This window comes from Streptomyces sp. NPDC047982 (assembly GCF_043204165.1).
Taxonomy (GTDB): Bacteria; Actinomycetota; Actinomycetes; order Streptomycetales; family Streptomycetaceae; genus Streptomyces.
Genome location: NZ_JBIDBS010000021.1, coordinates 1 through 19,076, shown reverse-complemented (window position 1 = coordinate 19,076; position 19,076 = coordinate 1). Strand labels below are relative to the sequence as shown.

The 19,076-nt window shown below is 71.9% G+C and carries 18 protein-coding genes; 8 read left to right on the top strand and 10 right to left on the bottom strand.

The genetic code is table 11. From position 1 onward, the window contains the following. The first annotated feature begins 151 nt into the window (after positions 1 to 151). Positions 152 to 856 (top strand): NADH oxidase, encoded by a 705-nt coding sequence (locus ACGF2V_RS24160; protein ID WP_362710889.1) that lies wholly within the window; start codon positions 152 to 154, stop codon positions 854 to 856. A 31-nt stretch (positions 857 to 887) separates the two neighbouring features. Here ACGF2V_RS24160 and ACGF2V_RS24155 read toward each other — a convergent pair whose 3' ends face one another. The 6 genes from ACGF2V_RS24155 to ACGF2V_RS24130 form a co-directional block, all read right to left on the bottom strand. Then, positions 888 to 1,499 (bottom strand): response regulator transcription factor, encoded by a 612-nt coding sequence (locus ACGF2V_RS24155; RefSeq protein WP_362710892.1) that lies wholly within the window; start codon positions 1,497 to 1,499, stop codon positions 888 to 890. Between the two features lie 296 nt (positions 1,500 to 1,795). After that, positions 1,796 to 4,141, bottom strand: a complete 2,346-nt coding sequence (locus ACGF2V_RS24150; protein ID WP_362629262.1) for a TOMM precursor leader peptide-binding protein — start codon at positions 4,139 to 4,141, stop codon at positions 1,796 to 1,798. Further along, complete coding sequence (locus tag ACGF2V_RS24145; RefSeq protein ID WP_362629259.1) at positions 4,138 to 4,320, bottom strand: hypothetical protein; 183 nt, start codon at positions 4,318 to 4,320, stop codon at positions 4,138 to 4,140. The genes ACGF2V_RS24150 and ACGF2V_RS24145 overlap by 4 nt, the downstream gene beginning before the upstream one ends. Before the next feature lie 174 nt (positions 4,321 to 4,494). Next, positions 4,495 to 5,793 (bottom strand): histidine kinase, encoded by a 1,299-nt coding sequence (locus ACGF2V_RS24140; RefSeq protein ID WP_362710894.1) that lies wholly within the window; start codon positions 5,791 to 5,793, stop codon positions 4,495 to 4,497. 364 nt (positions 5,794 to 6,157) lie between these two features. After that, the gene (locus ACGF2V_RS24135; protein WP_362629253.1) at positions 6,158 to 6,334 is read right to left on the bottom strand and encodes a hypothetical protein; all 177 of its coding nucleotides are present in this window, start codon (positions 6,332 to 6,334) and stop codon (positions 6,158 to 6,160) included. Positions 6,335 to 6,431: 97 nt separating this feature from the next. After that, on the bottom strand, positions 6,432 to 7,418 hold the full coding sequence (locus ACGF2V_RS24130; RefSeq protein WP_362629250.1) for a winged helix-turn-helix domain-containing protein: 987 nt from the start codon (positions 7,416 to 7,418) through the stop codon (positions 6,432 to 6,434). Between the two features lie 602 nt (positions 7,419 to 8,020). Here ACGF2V_RS24130 and ACGF2V_RS24125 point away from each other — a divergent pair. The 3 genes from ACGF2V_RS24125 to ACGF2V_RS24115 all read left to right on the top strand — a co-directional run bounded on the left by ACGF2V_RS24125 (position 8,021) and on the right by ACGF2V_RS24115 (position 10,694). Continuing rightward, on the top strand, positions 8,021 to 9,433 hold the full coding sequence (locus ACGF2V_RS24125) for an aldehyde dehydrogenase family protein (RefSeq protein WP_362710896.1): 1,413 nt from the start codon (positions 8,021 to 8,023) through the stop codon (positions 9,431 to 9,433). A gap of 72 nt (positions 9,434 to 9,505) precedes the next feature. Continuing rightward, positions 9,506 to 10,315, top strand: coding sequence for an alpha/beta hydrolase (locus ACGF2V_RS24120; protein ID WP_362629244.1), 810 nt, complete (start codon positions 9,506 to 9,508; stop codon positions 10,313 to 10,315). Positions 10,316 to 10,445: 130 nt separating this feature from the next. Beyond that, positions 10,446 to 10,694, top strand: a complete 249-nt coding sequence (locus tag ACGF2V_RS24115; RefSeq protein ID WP_362629241.1) for an MbtH family protein — start codon at positions 10,446 to 10,448, stop codon at positions 10,692 to 10,694. Between the two features lie 67 nt (positions 10,695 to 10,761). Here the strand turns inward: ACGF2V_RS24115 and ACGF2V_RS24110 are convergent, their stop codons facing one another. The 3 genes from ACGF2V_RS24110 to ACGF2V_RS24100 are packed head-to-tail and all read right to left on the bottom strand — an operon-like array spanning position 10,762 to position 12,910. Further along, positions 10,762 to 11,559 carry an ABC transporter permease gene (locus ACGF2V_RS24110; RefSeq protein ID WP_362710899.1) on the bottom strand — a complete coding sequence of 266 codons (798 nt, stop codon included), beginning with the start codon at positions 11,557 to 11,559 and terminating at the stop codon, positions 10,762 to 10,764. Beyond that, entirely contained in the window at positions 11,556 to 12,542 is a 987-nt protein-coding gene (locus tag ACGF2V_RS24105; RefSeq protein WP_362629235.1) for an ABC transporter ATP-binding protein, read from the bottom strand. The genes ACGF2V_RS24110 and ACGF2V_RS24105 overlap by 4 nt, the downstream gene beginning before the upstream one ends. Then, the gene (locus ACGF2V_RS24100) at positions 12,539 to 12,910 is read right to left on the bottom strand and encodes a hypothetical protein (protein WP_362629232.1); all 372 of its coding nucleotides are present in this window, start codon (positions 12,908 to 12,910) and stop codon (positions 12,539 to 12,541) included. Before ACGF2V_RS24100 ends, ACGF2V_RS24105 begins: the two co-directional genes overlap by 4 nt. A 107-nt stretch (positions 12,911 to 13,017) precedes the next feature. Between ACGF2V_RS24100 and ACGF2V_RS24095 the strand changes: the two genes are divergently transcribed. Continuing rightward, the gene (locus ACGF2V_RS24095; RefSeq protein WP_362629229.1) at positions 13,018 to 13,422 is read left to right on the top strand and encodes a GntR family transcriptional regulator; all 405 of its coding nucleotides are present in this window, start codon (positions 13,018 to 13,020) and stop codon (positions 13,420 to 13,422) included. A 199-nt stretch (positions 13,423 to 13,621) separates the two neighbouring features. Here the strand turns inward: ACGF2V_RS24095 and ACGF2V_RS24090 are convergent, their stop codons facing one another. Beyond that, positions 13,622 to 14,749 (bottom strand): winged helix-turn-helix domain-containing protein, encoded by a 1,128-nt coding sequence (locus ACGF2V_RS24090; protein WP_362710903.1) that lies wholly within the window; start codon positions 14,747 to 14,749, stop codon positions 13,622 to 13,624. A 212-nt stretch (positions 14,750 to 14,961) separates the two neighbouring features. On the opposite strand from ACGF2V_RS24090, the gene ACGF2V_RS24085 reads away from it, so the two are divergent. The 3 genes from ACGF2V_RS24085 to ACGF2V_RS24075 form a co-directional block, all read left to right on the top strand. Continuing rightward, positions 14,962 to 16,080, top strand: a complete 1,119-nt coding sequence (locus ACGF2V_RS24085; protein WP_362629223.1) for a DUF5808 domain-containing protein — start codon at positions 14,962 to 14,964, stop codon at positions 16,078 to 16,080. Positions 16,081 to 16,474: 394 nt separating this feature from the next. Continuing rightward, positions 16,475 to 17,875 carry a serine hydrolase domain-containing protein gene (locus tag ACGF2V_RS24080; RefSeq protein WP_362710906.1) on the top strand — a complete coding sequence of 467 codons (1,401 nt, stop codon included), beginning with the start codon at positions 16,475 to 16,477 and terminating at the stop codon, positions 17,873 to 17,875. 95 nt (positions 17,876 to 17,970) lie between these two features. Continuing rightward, a partial coding sequence (locus ACGF2V_RS24075) for an AMP-binding protein (RefSeq protein ID WP_392913053.1) occupies positions 17,971 to 19,076 on the top strand: 1,106 nt, incomplete at its 3' end.

The window sequence follows — 19,076 nt, the reverse complement described above, 5'->3', positions numbered from 1 at the left end:
ACGGCGAGCGCGGACGCCTCGGTGTCCTTCCCGGGACGTGAAGTCTTCATATCGGGGGCGTGAGGCCGTAGCTGTCCGGGGGCTACTGGCCAGTTGCATAATCGGTCCACCGAGTCGCCCCGGGGCGACCGGAGAGTCAAGGGGGAGCGCAATGACGGAGACGGCTGACCACCGGACCGTGCACCTCTGGTCGTTGGCCGAGGACGTGACCGTCGAGTCCGGTGACACCGAGGACCAGCTCGTGCTCACCGGCCGCTGGGGCAAGGAATGGGTCGACGGCGCCGACCCCGTCGTCCAGGCCGCGTTACGCCGGATGGAGCTCGGGCCGATCCTGCTCGCCAACGTCGTCCCCGGTGCGGACCGGGTCGGTGCCGGTGCGCAGGCCGGACCGACCGAGCCCCACGGGCCCCCGGGCGACGGGCCCCCCGAGGGGAGCGGCGTCCTGGTGCTGCTGCCCGTTCTGGAACGGCTCGGTCACCTCGTCGTGCGCACCCTGGGTCTCGACGACCTGCGCGGCCCCCTGCTCTCGGTGACGCCGGTGTCCCGTCAGGCATCGTTCGCGCTGCTGAGGCTCCCGGGCGGAGAGCTCATCTGGCTGCCGCGCGACATCACGTTCACCGTGCGGCCCGGCGGCTTCATCCTGGAGTCGCCCCGCTCCGCGTACCGCGTGGTGCTGCACCGGCCCGAGGCCGCCTGGGTGGTGGGGATGCTGGCCTGGCCGGCCACCCCGGACGACATCTCGGCGGCGCTGCCGCTTCCGCCGTCGGTCACCGAGGACATCCTCGGCTACCTGGCCGCGGCCTCCATGGCGGCGCCCGCCGACGCGTCCGCGCTCCCTTTCCCGGATCCGGCCTGAATCCGGACCGGACCGATGCGCAGGACGGCTCTTACGGCAGCCAGCCCGCCTCGCGGGCGATGCGGATGGCGTCCACCCGGTTGCGGGCGTTGAGCTTGGCCACGATGTTCGTCAGATAATTCCGCACCGTCCCCGCCGACAGGTGCAGCTGCCGCGCGATCTCCTTCGCCTCGGCACCGTCCGCGGTCAGCCGCAGGACCTCGGTCTCCCGCTCCGTCAGCGGTGTCTCCGCACCGCCCCAGGCGGCCAGCGCCAACTGAGGGTCGATCACCCGTCGTCCGGCGGCCACCCGCCGTACCGCGTCGGCGAGTTCGCCCGGCGGTGCGTCCTTCAGCAGGTAGCCGTCGACCTTGGTCGTCAGGGCCCTTCGCAGCGTCCCCGGGCGGCCCATGCTGGTGAGGATCAACGTCCGGCAGCCCGGCAGCTCCTCGTGCAGCCGTGATGCCGCGGTGAGCCCGTCCATGCCCGGCAGGTCGATGTCGATGACCGCCACGTCGGGGCCGAACTTGTGCGCCGCCGGCACGATTTCGTCGCCGCGCTCCAGCTCGCACACCACCCGGAGGTCGTCCTCCAGGTTCAGCAGGGCGACCAGCGCCCCGCGCACCATGTTCATGTCTTCCGCGAGCAGTACGCGTATCGCCATGCTCCCCGTCCCCCTGTGTCCGCTGCCCATTCCTCGCCGTTTCCCGGGGGTGCCCGGGTCCGGCCGCCGCTGAGCGGAGCGGCGGGGCGAGTCGCGGCCTCGATGGTGACGAGGAGCGATTCCGGACAGCCACGGATTGTCGTGACTGCCGTTGATTTTATGTGAGTCGTGTGAAGCACGTGAAGTAATCGACGTACTCCTCAACTGCGCAGTTCGTCCGCCGGACGACGCCGCGTCGCGCCGGCGGCGTCGTCCGGGCGGCCTTTGCCGCAGTCGTCTTCCGGCCGATTCCGGCGTCAGACGAAGAGCGGCACGGGGTTGAGGTCCTTGTAGGCGACGGGCTGCGACCGCCGCCCCATCGCCACCGGAACGTCGTACAGCCGGCCCGGTGCGAACCGTGCCCAGAACGGCCGCAGACCCGGCACGATCACCTTCACCACCGGGAGCCCGAGGTCCGGCCGCGTCTGGTCCAGGACCAGCAGCTCCATGCCTCGCGCGCGCACCAGGTCGGTGATCGCGCCGATGTCGTCGAGCAGATCGCCGCGCGGTGCGTAGCTCCAGTGCTCCGGTGTACGGGACGGTGCGGACGGGTCGGGCGTCAGGTACGGCTCGCTCGCGAGCGTCGCCCCTCGCCACCACTCCAGCGGCTCCGGGTCGGTGATCCGGTAGCCGGTGTGGTCCGCCCGCGCGTCGCACACGGCCGGCAGCAACTGCCCCATCTCCGTCAGGGCCCGGCGCGCCGCCAGCCGGGGATCGAAATGCGCGCCGAAACCGAAGATCACGTCCTCGGCGGGCTTGTCGACGCGCCGGGACAGCGCCGCCACCACCGGAATGCCGAAGTCCGACGTGAGATCGAGCGCCCAGACCTCACGGTTCAGCCCGGCACAGCCCTCGCGGATCCGGTCCACGTACGGTTCGTCCCACGCGTCCAGGTCGACGGCCGGCTGCCGGGTGCGGTTGTACCACCACAGGGCCACCGCGTCCCGCTCCACCAGCTCCAGGAACCCCTGGACCAGCGCGTCCTCCGGGCTGCTGCCCGCGGCGTTGCCGTTGGAGTCGGCGGACAGCCCGTCCACGCCCCACCCGTCGCCGTAGTACAGCATCGACGTGGGCAGCAGCCGCTGTCGTCCGGCGGTGAGCGACCACACGGGGGTCCACTCGGTGGGCCGGTCCACGTCGAACCGCTCGGGCACATGGCTGAGCCGCGACCCGGCGCTGTTCCAGCGGTCCCGGTCCCGGAACTGCCGCTCGTCGTACAACTGGCAGGCGTTGGGGTGCACCGCCGCGTCGCCCAGCGCGCGGAAGGTGTCGCGCACCACGGCCTCGTCGCCGTGCCGCGTGCCGCTGTACCGTTCCACCGCCTCGCCCAGCGCGCTCGCCCGGGCCTCGGTCTCCGTGACGCCCTTGCCGCCGCTCAGCGCGCGCAGTCCGGCCCGCAGTCCGGCCAGCGTCGACGAGCCCATGGCCAGGTTGTGCCCGGAGAGGTAGGGGTGGACGAAGCCGGGGCTGTTCGGCGCCCGGCGGATCTCCTTGACGATCCCGGTGACCGGGTCGACCAGATCTGCGTACGCGGCCAGCATCTGGTCGGGCGTCAGCGCGCGGTGACCACCCAGGTCCCGTGCCGCCTTCGGCCGGGAGACGGGGACGAACGGGGCGGACGCGATCCGGGCGACGAGACCGGGGTCGCCGCACTCGGCGCATTGCGGCAGCCGGGTGACCGTGTGCTGCGCGGACCCCGACCGGAGCGTGCCGAGCGTGGTGACCGCGTCCTGAGCGGGATCGCGCACCCCGGCCAGCCACTTGGCCGACTCCAGCACCGCCAGATGCAGTCCGAGGGCGTAGCAGGAGGCGAGGGCGCCCCGCGGCCGCGGCGGTGGTCCGTCGATGCCCAGGGCCAGTTGGAGCGGCCGTTCGGAACGCCGGTGCCCACGCAGCCGTACGGCCAGGCACGACCAGCAGGCGCCTTTCTCGGCAGGCCGGAACACCGGCCCGACCCACGGCTCCGCGCCGCCGGGACGGGCCAGCAGCCAGGGCAGGCCCCGCGCCCGGTGGGCGGCGTCCACGTCCCGCAGACGAGCGGTCAGGTAGTCGTCGCAGAGCACGATCGCGAAGTCGGCACCTGCCTCCGGGAGCGAGTACGGCTCCCGGCTCGCGTCGCTCACCTCGCCGACGGTGAGCCCCGACTCCTCGCACGCCGCCCGCAGGCGGCCGTGGTCCGCCGTACCGGTCAGGTCCACGATCCGCACCCGCGCCCGCTCGGCCGCGGCGGCGGCGCGCGCCCCGTCCAGTCCGGCGAGGTCCCAGTAGGCCGTGCGGCCGTCCGGGGCGGGGGGCCGCACGCCGTCGGGGGCGTACCGGCGCAGAAGGCCCGCTCGTTCGAGAGCGATGAGCGACTCACGGGCCCCGGCGGCCCCGAGCCGCTCCGCCGCCTCGCGCAGGACGTCCGCCGCGGTGCGGCTGCCGTCCAGCAGCGGTGCGAGCGCCTCGGCGTGCTCGCCGTGGAGCGCGGTCACGCCGCGCTGGGACACCAGGTAGACCGCCTCGCCGGGGACGACCGTGGGTGCGAGGTGGCTGGCGAAGCCCACCCGGGTCCGCTCGTCCCCCGAGGCGGCCCAGAGGTCCCGTCCCTCGTCGACGCTCATGCTCCGAGCCGTGCCGAGGACGCGGGCTCGCTCGTCGGGTCCGCAGCGGTCGGCCCGCTGCGGATGCAGATGGTGAACAGCGCCTGGGCCTGGGCGCACGCGGCGTCGAGATCTTCGATCACCAGGGGCGGAGCGGGCTTCTCGGCGAGCCTGGCGCGGGAGGAGAAAGTCTCCTTCATGGCGTTCTTGTCCCTTCGTGGATCGCTCGGCGTCGAGAGTGCGGGAGACGGTCCGCTCCTGGGTGAGCAGCGGATCGGCCACCATTCAAACGATTCTGCGAGGCGTGGCCGAAAACATACAGTGCACGGGTCATCTGCTGAGAGTGAACTCGTCACGTGCCGGGGCTCCGGGCCTCAGGCCACCGAGTCCTCGGTGTACGGGCCGTCGTCCAGGTCCGGAAGCGGCCGGAGCAGCCGGGCGGGAGCCTCCGCCACCAGATGGAACGATCTGTCCGGCAGGCGTTCGATGCTCAGCGTGCCGGAGACGGCCCGCAGCCGCGCGGCCAGGTTCCCCAGTCCGCTGCCGCTGTGCGGCGACACGTCCCGATAGGCGGGGTCCACCCCGTCGTTGGTCATCGACAGCCGCACCCGGTCGCCCTCCTGCACGGCCTCCATGCGGCACGTCGTCGCCCGGGTGTGCCGCAGCAGGTTCGTCACCGCCTCGCGCAGCACGGCCGCGAGCACGGTGTCCACCTGCTGGTCGATCGCGCCGAACCGGATGTCCGTCTCCACCCGGACGTCGGCCGCCTCCAGCAGCGACTGCGCCGACCCCAGCTCCTGCTTCAGGGACATCGCCCGCAGCCCGCTGGCCACCGCCCGCACATCGGCCAGTGACTGCCGTGATATCTCCAGGAGTTCGCTGACCTCGCCCATCGCGCGCCGCGGATTCGTGGGCACCAGCCGGTGGATGAGCTCGCTCTTGAGCGTGATCGCGGACAGGCTGTAGCCCAGCAGATCGTGCAGGTCCCGCGCGAAGCGCAGCCGCTCCTGTGTCACGGCCATCCGGCTCAGTTCGAGGCGGGTGTCGTGCAGGGCATGGACCAGCGCCGACAACCGGGACAGCCCGAACACCACCAGACCCGTCAGCAGCGTCGACAGGGTGAGGTAGAACAGTTCCCGTAGCGGATAGCCGTCGATGAGAGGCGGCAGCGACATCGACAGCCCGACCACGCCGTACGCCGGCCAGGCCACCCGCGGCGGCAGGAGCAGCAGCAGGGAACCGGCGAAGAAGCCGGCCATCGCGCCCCACTGGGACTGGAACAGCGCGAACGGAAGGTAGGTCAGCAGCGCCTGGGCGGAGAGCGTGAGCGCCTTCTGCCGGGCCGGCGCGAGATGGGCGTGCGCACTGGAGTGGCGCATCTGGAGCAGGAAGACGAGAAGCAGCGCCACCACGGACGCGCCGAGTGACAGATTCGTGTGCGGCACGCTCGCGAGGTTGATCAGAGTGATGCTCAGATAGCCGAGCAACGCCACCTTGAGGATCGTTCCGGCCAGCCGTGGCGCCGGCAGATCCGGCAGCGGCGGGGATTTCCGGGCGCCGCGCCCGTTTCCGATCGCTGCCCCCGTGTTCGTATCTCCTTCGACAGCTTCTCCGTTGTCGTCCCCGTCGTCCGCCCCGTTCGTCCCGGGCGAACGGCCGACCCCCTGCTTCATGCGACCGTCCCGTTCATGCGCGGTCTGCGACCTTCGGTGGCGCTTCCCGCGAAGCCGTCAAACTCCAGTGCACATACGAAGATCATAAGTGCTGGAGCGACAACGGGAATTCCTGGTCGTGAGGCCGGGTCACGGCGGCGGTTGGGGGTGATGTGACGTCAAAAGGGCGCCGTGCGCGGTCGACCACGAGTCCGCGGCCGAAGCGCCGAACCGGCGCCGTGCGGAGCGAGCGGGGCGGAACGCGCCGGAGGGGCACCGGGGCCCCGGACCCGGCCGAGGGGTTCGGCCGGCGTGACTTCCCGCTCCCGGAGCACGAAGTCACGCCGGCCGTCCCTGGGTCAACGCTGTTCGGACGTCCTGGCGGCTATCGCGCCACGGCGGCCGACGAGCCGGCGGGCGTACTGCGGATGCAGATGCTGAACAGCGCGACGGCGTCGTCCGACGCACCGTCCAGGTCCTCGATCACCAGGGCGCCGAGGGCGCCGCGGACCGGTCCGGTGGTCGCGTCGGGGCGGAGTGCGGAGACGTCGGAGAAGTTCATCGGGTCTTCCTTTCCTGTGGTGGTCGTTGACTGCTTGTGGTCGGTGACTGCTTGGTGCAGGGGTGAGCAGGTGGTCGTACGGGCCCGGGGCGCGCCCTCACAAAACGGGCAGCGGACCGTGGGACTTCGCCCGGGGGGCGTGCGCGCCCGGCGCGGTCCGCGACGGTGCCGGGCGCTCCCGCAGCCGCCCACCGAGCAGGGCCATGCCGAGCGGAGTCACGGTGTGCAGGGCGCAGTTGCGCACCCGGCGGGTGGTGATGAGCCCCGACTCCCGCAGCACCGACGCGTGTTGGCTCGCGGTGCCGGGGGAGATGCCGAGCCGGGCCGCGAGTTGGCTCGTCGTGCAGGTGTCCGTGAGCTGCCTCAGCGCGGCCGCCCGGGTCTGGCCCACCAGGGCGCTGAGCGCCTGTTCGCCGCCGACCTCCTCCTCTTCGTGCGGCAGCGAGAACAGCGAGGTCACGTCCGACGGCATGCCGAAGACGAGCGCGGCCTGCCCGCTGTCCCGCTCGGTCCCGATGACCCGGCCCGCGGCGCCCGTCAGGAAGACCGACGGCACCAGCAACAGACCACGCCCGCACAGATGGACGTCCCGGTCCGCACGGTCGTGGATCTCCAGGACCGGCGGGTTCCACACGATCCTCGGGTGCAGCGTCGACAGCAGCCGCTCGACCCCGCCCGTCATCGCGATCCGCCCGTGGGCGTCGCACTCGGTGTCCAGCCGCTGCTGCACCGTGTCCCACAGCGGGGCGACCCCGGCGCGCCAAACGCCGACGGCCAGCCGGACCGCCTCCGTCCGGGTCAGCGACAGCGCGGCCAGCGCCGACGCGTCCGCGACCGGCGAGGAGTCCAGCAGGAACAGCAGGTCGTCGGGGGCGTTCAGCGACTGCAGCAAGGGGCCGAGGGGCTGACCCAGAGAAGAACTCTCCCGCAGCCGGGCGGTGACCCCGGCGCGCCAGTCGGCGAGGTCGGCGCTGCGGGACCTCGTGAGCGCGCCCAGAGCGAACACGCCCTCGGCCACCGGGCCGAGGGTGCTCTGCATGCGGGTGCGCGCGAGATCTGCGGCGGTGAAGTGGATTCTCTGCATCGAACGGCCCCCATGTGTTGTGGTGGACCCGGCTGCCCGGGCCCGGCGGCCGACTCCTCGCCCGGGCACGAAGACGGTGCCTCGTCCGGCCGCCGCCCCCGGCCCGTGCCGCACGACACTCCATGGGCGTCGTACGGGCGGACCGGAGGGAGGGGGTTCGATCGGCGGCCGAGGTCGGCGGATCGCGCCGCGGGGCGCCGTCTGCCGTGGGTCCGGGGAGTGGTCGGAACACGAGTGACCGTGTCATGCGGTGGGCGGCGCCCGACAGTGCGACGCTCCCTGAACACGCATGACCGTCTCAGCGCGTGGATCATGAATTTTTCAGGTGCGCCAGTGCGGCGGCTGGGTTTGGCCGAATTCGGACACCTCCGGTGGCCCGCCCGAGCGGTCGCTCACGCAGGGCATTTGCCGTCGGCAGAAACTGTGGTGAACGGGCGCCGACTATCGCTACCTTGCGCCAGCAGGGGGGCCGGAGCTCCCTGCCGGAGGTTGGGTACGGCCCGTGACCTGCCGGGAAGCACGGCGCGCACGCCCGGTGACGAGGTCACGCAGCGGGCTCTCCCGGAGGGACGCGCCCCAGCGATCGCCGTAGGGGAGTAGCTGTGATCAGCGAATCCGTGGACGAAGCGGTACGCCGCGCCCGCGTGGCGGAGGCGGAAGTGGCGTCATGGTCGCAGGCCGGAATCGACGAGGCCGTGGCGGCCGTCGGCTGGCACTGCTATCGGGAGGAGAACGCGCGCGCTCTCGCGCGGCTCAGTGAGGAGGAGACCGGCCTCGGTGACGCCGAGGCCATGTACGCGCTCCAACGCAGACGGGTGCTCGGCATCCTGCACGACCTCGACGGGGCCCGCACGGTCGGCGTCGTCGAGGAGCAGCCCGAGCGGGGACTCGTCACCCTCGCCAAACCGCTCGGCGTGATCGCCGTCGCCAGCCCCGCCACCGCCCCCGCCCCCGGCATCATCTGCAACGCCCTCCCCATGCTGAAGACCCGCAACGCCGTCGTCTTCAGCCCCAATCCGCGCGCGCATCGCACGGCGCTGGCCACGACGGAGGTCATGCGCGCCGCGCTCGCCGAGGTCGGGGCCCCGCAGGACCTGGTCCAGTGCCTGCCGGTGACCGGACGGGACGCCGGTGAACGCCTCATGGCGGCGGCCGACTTCGTCGTCGCCATCGGCGGCTCCAACACCGTGCGCCGCGCCTACCGCAGCGGCACGCCCGCCATCGGCGCCGGGGTGGGCAACCCCACGGTCCTCGTGGACGAGACCGCGGACCTCGACGAGGCTCTGCACCACATACACACCGGGGCCGGGTTCAACCACGGCACGTCCTGCTCGTCCGAGAGCAATGTGCTCGTGCACCGCTCCGTCGCCGACGCCTTCCGCGACGGGCTGGTCCGTGCCGGGGCGCATCTGTGCGACGCGGACGAGACCGCGGCGCTGGTCGCGGCGCTGTGGCCGGACGGCCGCGGCCTCGACCGGGACCTGATCGGCCGGCCGGCCGCACGGATCGCGGCGGCGGCCGGGCTGACGGTGCCGGACAAGGTCTCCGTGCTCGTCGCGGACTGGCCCGACCCGGGCCAGGACGGCCCGCTGCTGCGGGAGAAGATCTCTCCCGTGCTCACCCTCTCGGAGTACACCGACTTCGACGAGGCCGTGCGGCTCGTGCAGCGGATCTCGGAACGCTGCGGCCTCGGGCACAGTTGCGCGATCCACACGAACCGGCCGGACCGGGTCATGCGGCTCGCGGAGAACGTCACGCACTGCCGGGTCGTGGTCAATCAGTCGACCATGACGAACACCGGATCCTTCAGCAGCGGCGTACCGTTCACCACCACCCTCTCCAGCGGGAGCTGGGGTGGTTCCGGAGTGTCGGGGAACGTCACCTGGCGGCATTTCCTGAACTACACCACGGTCTCCCGCCCCATTCCGGAGCGCGTTCCGGACGAGGCCGCGCTGTTCGGCCCGTACTGGGACCGGGCGGCGGCACGGACGGCCGAGGAGCCGAAGGCGGCCTGACGGCGCCTGCGCGGTTGCGCAGTCAACGATTCGACAGTTCGCCCGTAGCGGGCGGGGAACGGAGGGCGGCCAGTGCCGACAGCGAGAGTCAATGGCATCAGCCTGAGCTACGAGGTGACCGGGCAGGGCGAGCCGGTCGTGCTGGTCATGGGATCCGGTGCCGGAGGCAGGGCCTGGCACCTGCACCAGGTGCCGGCGCTGGTGCGGGCGGGCTACCGGGTGATCACCTTCAACAACCGGGGCATCCCGCCCACCGACGCCTGCCCCGAGGGCTTCACGATCGACGATCTCGTCGCGGACACCGCGGCGTTGATCGAGCACCTCGACGCGGGACCCTGTCGCCTCGTCGGCACCTCGCTCGGCGCCCACGTGGTGCAGGAGCTGTGCCTGGCCCGGCCGGACCTGGTCGGCCAGGCGGTCCTGATGGCGACGCGGGGCCGCAGCGACGCGATGCGCCGGGCGCACGTCCGCGCGGAGCGGGAGTTCCACGACAGCGGCGGCCGGCTGACGCCGCTGTACGGGGCGACGCTGCGGGCGCTTCAGAACCTGTCGCCCGCGACGCTGCGGGAGGACAAGGAGATCCGGGACTGGCTCGACATCTTCGAGCTGTCCCCGGTCACCGACGCGGCCGGCTACCGGGCCCAGCTCGACATCGACATCGAGGAGAGCCGTCTCGACGCGTACCGCGCGATCCGCACACCGTGCCAGGTGATCGGTTTCGCCGACGACCTGGTGCTGCCGCCGCATCTGAGCCGGGAGGTCGCCGACGCGGTCCCCGGGGCCCGGTACACGCAGATCCGGGACGCGGGTCACTACGGCTACCTGGAACGTCCCGACCAGGTGAACGCCGTCCTGCTCGAATTCTTCGGACGGAACGGCTGACACCGGTCGGACGACGCACGACGCCCGCGTTTCGGTGCCGGACGAAACTGCTTGTCGGTCCGGAAGCGGGCGATGGACGATTCCGCGGGGCCGGGCGCATCCGGATCCCGCTCTTGAGGAGGAAATCATCATGGAGAACCCGTTCGACAACGAGGACGGTTCCTTCTACGTACTCGTGAACGATGAGAACCAGCACTCGCTGTGGCCCACCTTCGCGGAGGTTCCCAAGGGCTGGTCCGTCGTGTTCGGCGAGGACACCCGCCAGGCGTGCCTCGAGTACGTCGAGAAGAACTGGACGGACATGAGGCCCGCCAGCCTCATACGGGAGATGGAGGCCCTGGAGGCGGAGCAGGCCAGCCCGGCCGGCGCCGCCGCCTGACGCGCGTCCCTTCGCACGAACATCCCGCGGGTGTCCCGGAAGTCGGTCCGGGGCACCCGCTCCGTTCTCAGTGCACGTCCCGGCGCATCGGCACGAGCACCGCGGCGACCGCCGCGACCAAGGCGTAGCCGGTGAGCAGGAGCGCACCGCCCACGGGAGAGAGCAACGACACCGGACTGGTCGCCAACTGGTCGGCGAGGGTGTCGGCGATGTAGGTGAAGCCGGTCAGCGAGGCGGTGGCGCCTCCGGGGAGCAGCGGATAGAGCAGCTTGACGCCCGGGATCATCATCAGCATCAGCTCGCCCATGTACAGGTAGCCCACCACGACCGCCAGCGCGGCGATCTGATTGCGGATCAGTGCTCCCGCGGCCACGCCGAGGAGGGTGTACACGGCCATGGCGACGGCCAGCCGCCCCAGCAGCGTGAGGATGTCCGCGGACGTCATGCCCGGCGTCACCCCGCGGGCCGCCACCCCGCCGAAGAAGCCGGCCGCCGCGGTGCCGGTGAGCACCACTCCGTAGACCAGACCCGCGACGCCGAAGACGACGATCTTGGCGGTCAGCACCTGCCAGCGCTTGGGCGCGAACAGGAAGGTGTACGTGGCCGTGCGGTGCCGGTACTCGGAGGTCATCGCCAGGGTGCCGAGCGCTGCCGGGACGATCACCGTGAACCCCAGCATTCCCAGCACCGAGCGCACGCCGTCCCCGGTGTCCAGCCCGGGCATCGGCGGATCGAAGTTCTCCGGGCCGACCAGCGTGAGCAGCCCCACCATGCCGCCGCCGAGCACCACGGCCACCAGCAGCGCCCACATCCACATCCGGGTGGCGAGCAGCTTGCGGAACTCGGCCCTGATCAGTGTGCTCATCGCTGGATCCCCTCGTCGTTCCTGTGCCGGACCGCCGTGCCGGCCGCCGCCGGTTCATGGGCCCCGTCCCCGGTCAGCCGGAAGAACAGCTGCTCCAGGCTCGCCTCCTCGGTGACCAGGCCGTGCACCCGGAGCCCGGACGCGGCCGCCAGGTCGGCGACGGCGGTGTCGGTCGCCCCGTACACCCGCAGCCATCCGTCCTGGGCGGTCTCCACCCGTATCCGGTCCCCGGACGCGTCCCGGAGCAGGGCGTCGCGCAGCGCCACGGCGTCCGGGGACCGCACGAGGACGGACCGGGGAACGAAGCGCTCCATCTCCGCCAGCGGCCCCGCCGCGACCAGCCGGCCCCGGCTGATCATGACGACGTCGTCGACGATCTGCTGGACCTCGCTCAGGACGTGGCTGGAGACGAGCACGGTGCGCCCCTCGGCCGCCAGGCCCCGCAGGAACCGGCGCAGCCAGGCGATGCCCTCCGGGTCGAGACCGTTGCTCGGCTCGTCGAGGAGGAGCACGCGCGGGTCGCCCAGCAGGGCGGTCGCCAGGCTGAGCCGCTGCCGCTGCCCGGTGGAGAAGGTGCGGGTGCGGCGGTCGGCCACCTGAGCGAGCCCCAGCTCCTCGATGAGGCGGTCCACGCGCGAGGCCGGGTGACCGCCCATCGTGCAGTAGATGCGCAGGTGGTCGCGGGCCGTGTGGTTGGGGTGGAACGCGGAGGCGTCCAGGGCGGCGCCGACGACCTCGGAGGGCCGGGTCAGCTCCTCGTAACGCCGGCCGCCGATGGTCGCCGTACCGGAGGTCGGGGCGACCAGGCCGAGGATCATCCGCATGGTCGTGGACTTCCCGGCTCCGTTGGGTCCCAGGAAGCCGGTCACCACTCCGGGCTCGACCCGGAAGCTCAGGTCCTCGACCGCGGTGACGGCGCCGAACCGCTTGGTGAGGCCGACGACTTCGACGCGCGGGCTGTTCGCTTCGTGCTGATGGGTCATCGGTTCTGCCCCTGGTGGAGGCCGATGAGACGGGCCAGCTCGGCGGCGTCGTCGAGAGACAGGACGAGCTCGTCGTACTCCTCGCCGGAGGCGGCGCGGTCGAGCTGGACGCGCAGGCCGGGCTTGCCCCGGTAGGCCGCCACGAGCTGTCGCGGTCCGAGCATCAGGCCCCAGGTGCCGATCTTGGCCACCCCGGAGACGTGGAGGCCCTTGCGGGCGCCGTGCGCCTCGCGCAGAGGGTTGTCGACCGGGACGACCTGGCGGACGGCGGCCAGTGGAACGGCCAGCGTGCCGCGGCGCAGCCACGTCCGCTCGCGTCCACTGAACTCGACCACGAGCTCGGTGCCGGAGATCTTCATCAGTGCCATGGGGTCCATCCCTCCCTCGGGGCCGCACCCGTCCGCCCGGGTCGGAGCGCGGGTTCCGCTGCCATGAGCGTCTGTTCTAGTAGATGTATATCAGATAGAGTGGGCATGTGCATCTCGTACTCGACCTCGACAGTGAGGTTCCGATCTACCAACAGATCCGGGACCGGGTGGTGGAAGCCATCGCGGAAGGCGCGCTGGCGCCCGGTGCCGGTCTCCCGTCCACCAGACAGTTGGCCGTCGACCTCGCGATCAACTTCCACACCGTGAACAAGGCGTACGACCTGCTCCGACGCGAGGGGATCATCCGCATCAACCGCAAGAGCGGCGCCGCGGTCCGGCCGGACGTCAAACAGCCGTCCGCGGACGACCTGCGCGCCGGAGTCGACTGGGACCGGCGCATGCGCACGCTCCTCGCGGAGCTGGACGTGCGCGGCATCCCGAAGGAGGAGGTGATGCGGTATGTCGAGGCGACCCTCGACGGCTTCCCGGGAAGGGAGGGCGGCGGTGGCTAGGGCGTGTTTCGAAAGTGGCGTCGTCCGCCCGAAGGGCGCGGCCCGCGGCGCCAGGTGCGGTCCATCGCGAGGCGGAGGGTCGTCCTCGTACGGGGCATACGTGGACGATCCCGATAACGTGGTGGGACGCCGTGCCAGACGCCGCGGGCCGGACGGGACTTTCGAAACACGCCCCAGCGGGGCACCACCGGCAGGGCGCTCAGCGGGTCGCCCGGGGGCCGTCGTCCGGGCCGGGCGCCAGCCACGGGGCCCGCAGCAGGGCAGCGCCGAGCGGAGTGAGCGTGTGGATGGCCGAGGTGTGCGTACGCGTCGTGGACACCAGCCCCGCCCGGCGCAGCACGCTCGCGTGCTGACTCGCCGAACCGGGCGTCACCCCCACGCGCCGCGCGAGCTCGCTCGTCGTCAGGCTCACCGTGAGCGCCTGGAGGACGGCCGCCCGCGTGCTGCCCACCAGGAGCCCCAGCGGCTGCCGCTCACCGACCCCGTCGGCCTGCGGCCCCTCGCCCGCCGTCCACTCCCCGTACCGCCCGGAGCCCCGGCCGGCGTCCCCCCACAGGACGGCCGCCGTCGACGCGGCGGTCCGCGCCGGATGCACCAGGATCGGGGCGTTGGCCGGCGTCCGTTCGTCGAGGAAGAGACGCGGCGGCCCCGTCAGGAACAACGACGGCGCCAGCAGCAGCCCGCTGCCCGACAGCCGTACCTCGCGGGGCCGTTCGCCCGGAACGCTCAGCACCGGCGGACGCCAGCGCAGGCCCGTCGCTCCGGCCGTGGCGAACAACTCCTCGACACCGCCGGTCGTCATCGCCCGACCGTTCGCCTCGCTCTCCCGTTCCAGGCGGCTGCGGATCCGCGGCCAGTAGGGCTGCACCGCGGACTGCGCGAACACCCTGAGCGCCACCGCCAGCCGATGGTTCGCCAGCAGACCGCGCCCCACCGCCACACCCGGCCCGCCTGCGGGATGCTCCATCCACGCCGCGATCCGGCCCGTCGGGGAGCGGACCACCGACATCAGCTCCGGCGAATCGACGAGCGCCTCCGACATCCGCGACAACAGCGGAAGATGCCTGCTGTGGCGACTGCCCGGCCGGAACACCACCGTTCTGCGCCACTGGGCGAACAGGTCCTCGACCCCGTCGCGTCCGCGGCCGTTCGGGCCCTGGCCCCCACCCAACGACGCAAGAGCGAAAAGAGACTCAGCCGCCGGACCGACGGTCTTCAGCAGCCGGACGTTCATCACGTCATCGAACGTGAAATGAAGGGTGAGTCCGCTTCCCGTCCGCCGCGCCGGATTCCCTTCCGCGGTACTTCCGTGATCCTCCTCGCGCATGCGGCACATCATGCCGGACGGGCATCCGGGCACTCCTCGAAAACATCCGTCACGCAGGTCTCCGAAGCAGTCGCCACCTGCGAGTTTCACCAACACCCGAATGTGGTTGCCGGGTGGACGATCCGCGCGGGAGCCTGGAATGTCGTGCAGTGTGCCGACACGACGACATCCCGCCCCGCCGGGACATCCTGAACACGAAATGAGTGAACCCCGTGCTGTACAACGCACTTCTCAACCTCGGCATTCTCGCGGCCGTCTGGGGCGCGTTGGCCGTCGCCCCCAGCCCGCTCCTCAACTCCCCGTCCGTCCCCTTCGGCGTCCGCGTGCCCCCGGACAAGGCGAACGCCCCCGAAGTCGCCGTGCAGCGGCGGCGTTACCGCACCCTGCTCCTCGCCGCGACCGCGGCCGTCGCGGTCCTCGCGCTCGTCGCCTGCGCGGCACTCGACAGCCCCGCCGTCGGCGCCGTGGGCGGCAGCCTCCTGCTCACCGTCGTCGCCGTCGCCCTGTGGAGCCGTGCGCACCGGGCCGTCGCCGACGCCAAGGAACAGGGCGGCTGGTACGAGCAGACCCGGCAGGGCGCCGTCACCGACACCTCCCTGCGCACCGATCCCGTCCGCTTCCCCTGGCCGTGGGCCATCCCCGCGTTCGCGATCGTGGCCGTCAGCGTCCTCGTCGGCGCCGTCGTCTACCCGGACCTGCCCGCCGAGATCGCACTGCCCCGGAAGTCGTTCTCCGGAACCGTCTACCAGACGTACCCGACCACCTTCTGGACCGCGTTCGCGCTGGTCCTCGCGCAGATCCTGGTCACCGCCTCCATGGCCGGCATCGTCGCCGGAATTCTGCGCGCCCGCGCCGACCTGGACGTCAGCCGCCCCAGGACCAGCGCCGCCCGATACCGCCGCTACCTCACCAGCATGTCCCGCTCGGTGCTCGGCATGGCCGCCCTGCTGAACCTGATGCTGCTCGGCCTGTCCGGGATGATGTGGAGCGACAACCGCTCCCCGGGGCTCATGGCGCTCGTCGTCGGCGTCCCCGTGGTCGGCGTCCTCGGCATCACCGCCCACCTCGTCCTGCGCGTCGGCCCCGGCGGCAGCCGGCTCCCCGCAGACACCGACGAACCCGACAGCGGCCTCGTGCCCCGCGACGACGACCGCTTCTGGCACGGTGCCGGAATGTTCTACATCAACCCCGACGACCCCGCGATCACCGTCGCCCGCCGCGTCGGCATGGGTTGGACCGTCAACCTCGGCAACCTCCGCTTCCTCGTCGTCACCGCGGTCCTGGTGGCCGTGGCCGTGGGCGCCGGCGTCGTCATGGCCGTCACCGTGTGAACCGCAGGCCACACCCACCCACCACCTCCCCGAAGGGCCGGCTCCGGACGCACGGAGCCGGCCCTTCGTGCTGCGGGTTTTCACCGCACTCGAAGAAGATTGCGCACGACCGTGGCGGCGGGAGAGCCTGAGGCCGAGAAGCACGGCACGTCCACCTCGCCGTGCCGCCCGCCGCCTTCGCCGACACCACGCTCACGCGACGCATCGTCGCGCTCTCCGCTCCCGGTGGTGGCCGGTTCCCGCCGGCGGTGGAGAGAACCCGAACAGGAGAGTGGTCGTGGTGACGGTCCCGGAGACGATCCCGGAAACGGCTCCGCATACAGGTTGTGGACCGGAACGGGACACCTCTCGGCACACGCCTCGCGACGCGACGGCGGAAACGCCCCGGGAAGCGATGGCGCAAACGCCCGGGGAAGCGTCGCGGGATTCGGTCAGCGGTCTGCCGGACGGTCTGGCGCAGTCCCTGCCCGGGATCTTCGAGGAACTCGCCCGCGAACACCGGGTCACCGGGGCCCAGATCGCCCTCTACCACGACGGGGCCCTCCACGCGCACTCCTACGGAACGGAGTCCGCTCGCACCGGGCGCCCGGTGACCCAGGAGACCGCATTCCCCTTCGGCTCGGTCACCAAGTTCTTCACCGCGGCCCTCGTCATGCAGTTCGTGTCCGACGGCGACATCGACCTCGACGAGCCCCTCGCCGACCTCCTCCCCGAGCTGAGGTCGCCCGGCGACGCGGGAACCGGCCTGGGCGCCGCCACCGTTCGCCAACTCCTCAGCCACACCGCCGGACTCCCGGACAGCATCGAGTTCGCCGACATGCGCGGCCCCTCCTACCGGCGCTTCGCCACCGCCTGCGCCCAGTCACCGGCTCTCCACGCGCCCGGCCTCGCCTTCTCCTACTCCAACGCCGGCTACTGCCTTCTCGGCGCGGTCGTGGAGGCGGTGGCGGGCATGGACTGGTGGACCGCCATGGACAGTTGTCTCCTGCGGCCCCTCGGCATCGAGCCCGCCTTCCTGTACGACCCCCGTCCCGGGAGCGGACCCGCCGCCCGCAGCATCGCCGACGGACACGCCGTCCGCGCCGACAGCGACACCGCGGAAATCGTCGACCACATGACCGACCTGTCGCTCGCCGCGGCCGGTGGACTCGTCGGCAGTGCGGTCGACCTCGTCACCGCCGCCCGTCTCCACCTCGACGACCGCGTCCGCTTCGCGCACCAGCACCTGCTCCCCGAAGAAGCGGTCCGGCTCATGCACGAACCGGTCCCCGCCGCCCAGCCGTTCGGACTCGCCGACGCCTGGGGCCTCGGCCTCATGAGCCACAACAGCGCCGACGGCGTCTGGTTCGGCCACGACGGCGCGGTCGGCGGCGCCAGTTGCAACGTGCGCCTCCACCCGGCCGCCAGCACCGCGCTCGCACTCACCGCCAACTCCACCGCAGGCCCCCGCTTGTGGGAGGCCCTCGTCACCGAACTCCGCGCCGCGGGCCTGGACCTCGGCCACTACCGCCTTCCCGAGCCGGACGCCCCGCAGGTCACGAAGCCGGATGCCTACGTCGGCACGTACGCCAACGGCGACCTGCACCTCCTCGTCACGCCCGGACCGGACGGCGGCCTCTACCTCACGCGCGCGGACTACGCCGACTACCGCCTCACGATCCACACCGACGACCGGTTCGTCGCCCAGGACCACGAGCACGACGGCCTGCCGATCGTCGGCCGCTTCGTCCGCGAGCGGACCGGCGGCCCGATCGTCCTTCTCCAGTACGGCGGGCGCGCGCTCCAGCGGCTGTGACGGAGGCCCCACCGCATCCGCGCCCAGCCCCACTCGGTAGTCCCGGGGCTCCCACCACCACTGCACGCCCATCAGACACCCAGAGGAAAACAACGATGTTCGAGTTCGAGCAGTCGATGACGTCGGTCGTGGGCGCGTTCGGTGAGCGGGTGGCTGCCTGTCCGCGAGGGGCGGCGGTGCGTTGCGGTGAAGTATCGCTCACGTACGGGGAGTTGGACGCGGCGTCTGACCGTCTTGCCACCGTCCTGGTCGAGCGGGGGGTTGCGGCCGAGTCCAGGGTGGGGCTGCTGTTGGAGCGGTCGGTGGATGTGGTCGTGGCGATGTTGGGTGTGTTGAAGGCCGGTGGTGTGTATGTGCCGGTGCATGGTTCGTATCCGGAGGAGCGGGTGCGGCAGGTGCTGGGGCAGGCCGGTGCCGGGCTGGTGCTCACGGATCGGGGCTCGGCGGAGGTCGGGGGTGTTCCGGCGTTGGCGGTGGACGTGGAGCCGGTCGGTGTGGCGGGCCTTCCTGCGGTGATTCCGTCGGGGTCGTTGGCGTATGTGATGTTCACGTCGGGGTCGACGGGTGTGCCGAAGGGTGTGGCGGTCACGCATGGGGACGTCGTGGCGTTGGCGGCGGACGGTCGTTGGGGTTCGGGTGCGCATGGTGCGGTGTTGTTCCATTCGCCGCATTCGTTCGATGCGGCGACGTATGAGGTGTGGGTGCCGTTGCTGAACGGCGGGACCGTGGTCGTGGCGGAGGCGGAGCTGAGTGCGTCGGTGGTGCGTGGGGCGGTGGCGGCCGGGGTGTCGTCGGTGTTCCTGACGAAGGCGTTGTTCGATGTTCTGGCAGGGGAGGATCCGGGGTGTTTCGCGGGGCTGGGTGAGGTGTGGACGGGGGGTGAGGCGGCGTCGGGTGCGGCGATGGCGCGGATGCTGGAGCACTGCCCGGACACGGAGCTGATCCACGTCTACGGACCGACCGAGACGACGACGTTCGCCGTCTGTGGTTCGGTCACGGCCGAAGACACGGGCGCATCCGCCGTTCCCCTGGGCACGGCCATGGACGGCACCCCTGCGTATGTGCTCGACGAGGCGCTGCGGCCGGTGGGCCCGGGCGCGGCGGGCGAGTTGTATCTGGGTGGTGCGGGTCTGGCGCGTGGCTATGACGGCCGCGCGGACCTGACCTCCGAGCGGTTCGTCGCGGACCCGTTCGGTGAGGG

Coding starts and splice junctions, on each gene's coding strand:
- ACGF2V_RS24150 (WP_362629262.1), bottom strand. CDS start 4,141: ATGAGCGTCGACGAGGGACGGGACCTCTGGGCCGCCTCGGGGGACGAG.
- ACGF2V_RS24155 (WP_362710892.1), bottom strand. CDS start 1,499: ATGGCGATACGCGTACTGCTCGCGGAAGACATGAACATGGTGCGCGGG.
- ACGF2V_RS24130 (WP_362629250.1), bottom strand. CDS start 7,418: ATGCAGAGAATCCACTTCACCGCCGCAGATCTCGCGCGCACCCGCATG.
- ACGF2V_RS24080 (WP_362710906.1), top strand. CDS start 16,475: ATGGCGCAAACGCCCGGGGAAGCGTCGCGGGATTCGGTCAGCGGTCTG.
- ACGF2V_RS24135 (WP_362629253.1), bottom strand. CDS start 6,334: ATGAACTTCTCCGACGTCTCCGCACTCCGCCCCGACGCGACCACCGGA.
- ACGF2V_RS24105 (WP_362629235.1), bottom strand. CDS start 12,542: ATGACCCATCAGCACGAAGCGAACAGCCCGCGCGTCGAAGTCGTCGGC.
- ACGF2V_RS24115 (WP_362629241.1), top strand. CDS start 10,446: ATGGAGAACCCGTTCGACAACGAGGACGGTTCCTTCTACGTACTCGTG.
- ACGF2V_RS24090 (WP_362710903.1), bottom strand. CDS start 14,749: ATGCGCGAGGAGGATCACGGAAGTACCGCGGAAGGGAATCCGGCGCGG.
- ACGF2V_RS24160 (WP_362710889.1), top strand. CDS start 152: ATGACGGAGACGGCTGACCACCGGACCGTGCACCTCTGGTCGTTGGCC.
- ACGF2V_RS24145 (WP_362629259.1), bottom strand. CDS start 4,320: ATGAAGGAGACTTTCTCCTCCCGCGCCAGGCTCGCCGAGAAGCCCGCT.
- ACGF2V_RS24100 (WP_362629232.1), bottom strand. CDS start 12,910: ATGGCACTGATGAAGATCTCCGGCACCGAGCTCGTGGTCGAGTTCAGT.
- ACGF2V_RS24140 (WP_362710894.1), bottom strand. CDS start 5,793: ATGAAGCAGGGGGTCGGCCGTTCGCCCGGGACGAACGGGGCGGACGAC.
- ACGF2V_RS24110 (WP_362710899.1), bottom strand. CDS start 11,559: ATGAGCACACTGATCAGGGCCGAGTTCCGCAAGCTGCTCGCCACCCGG.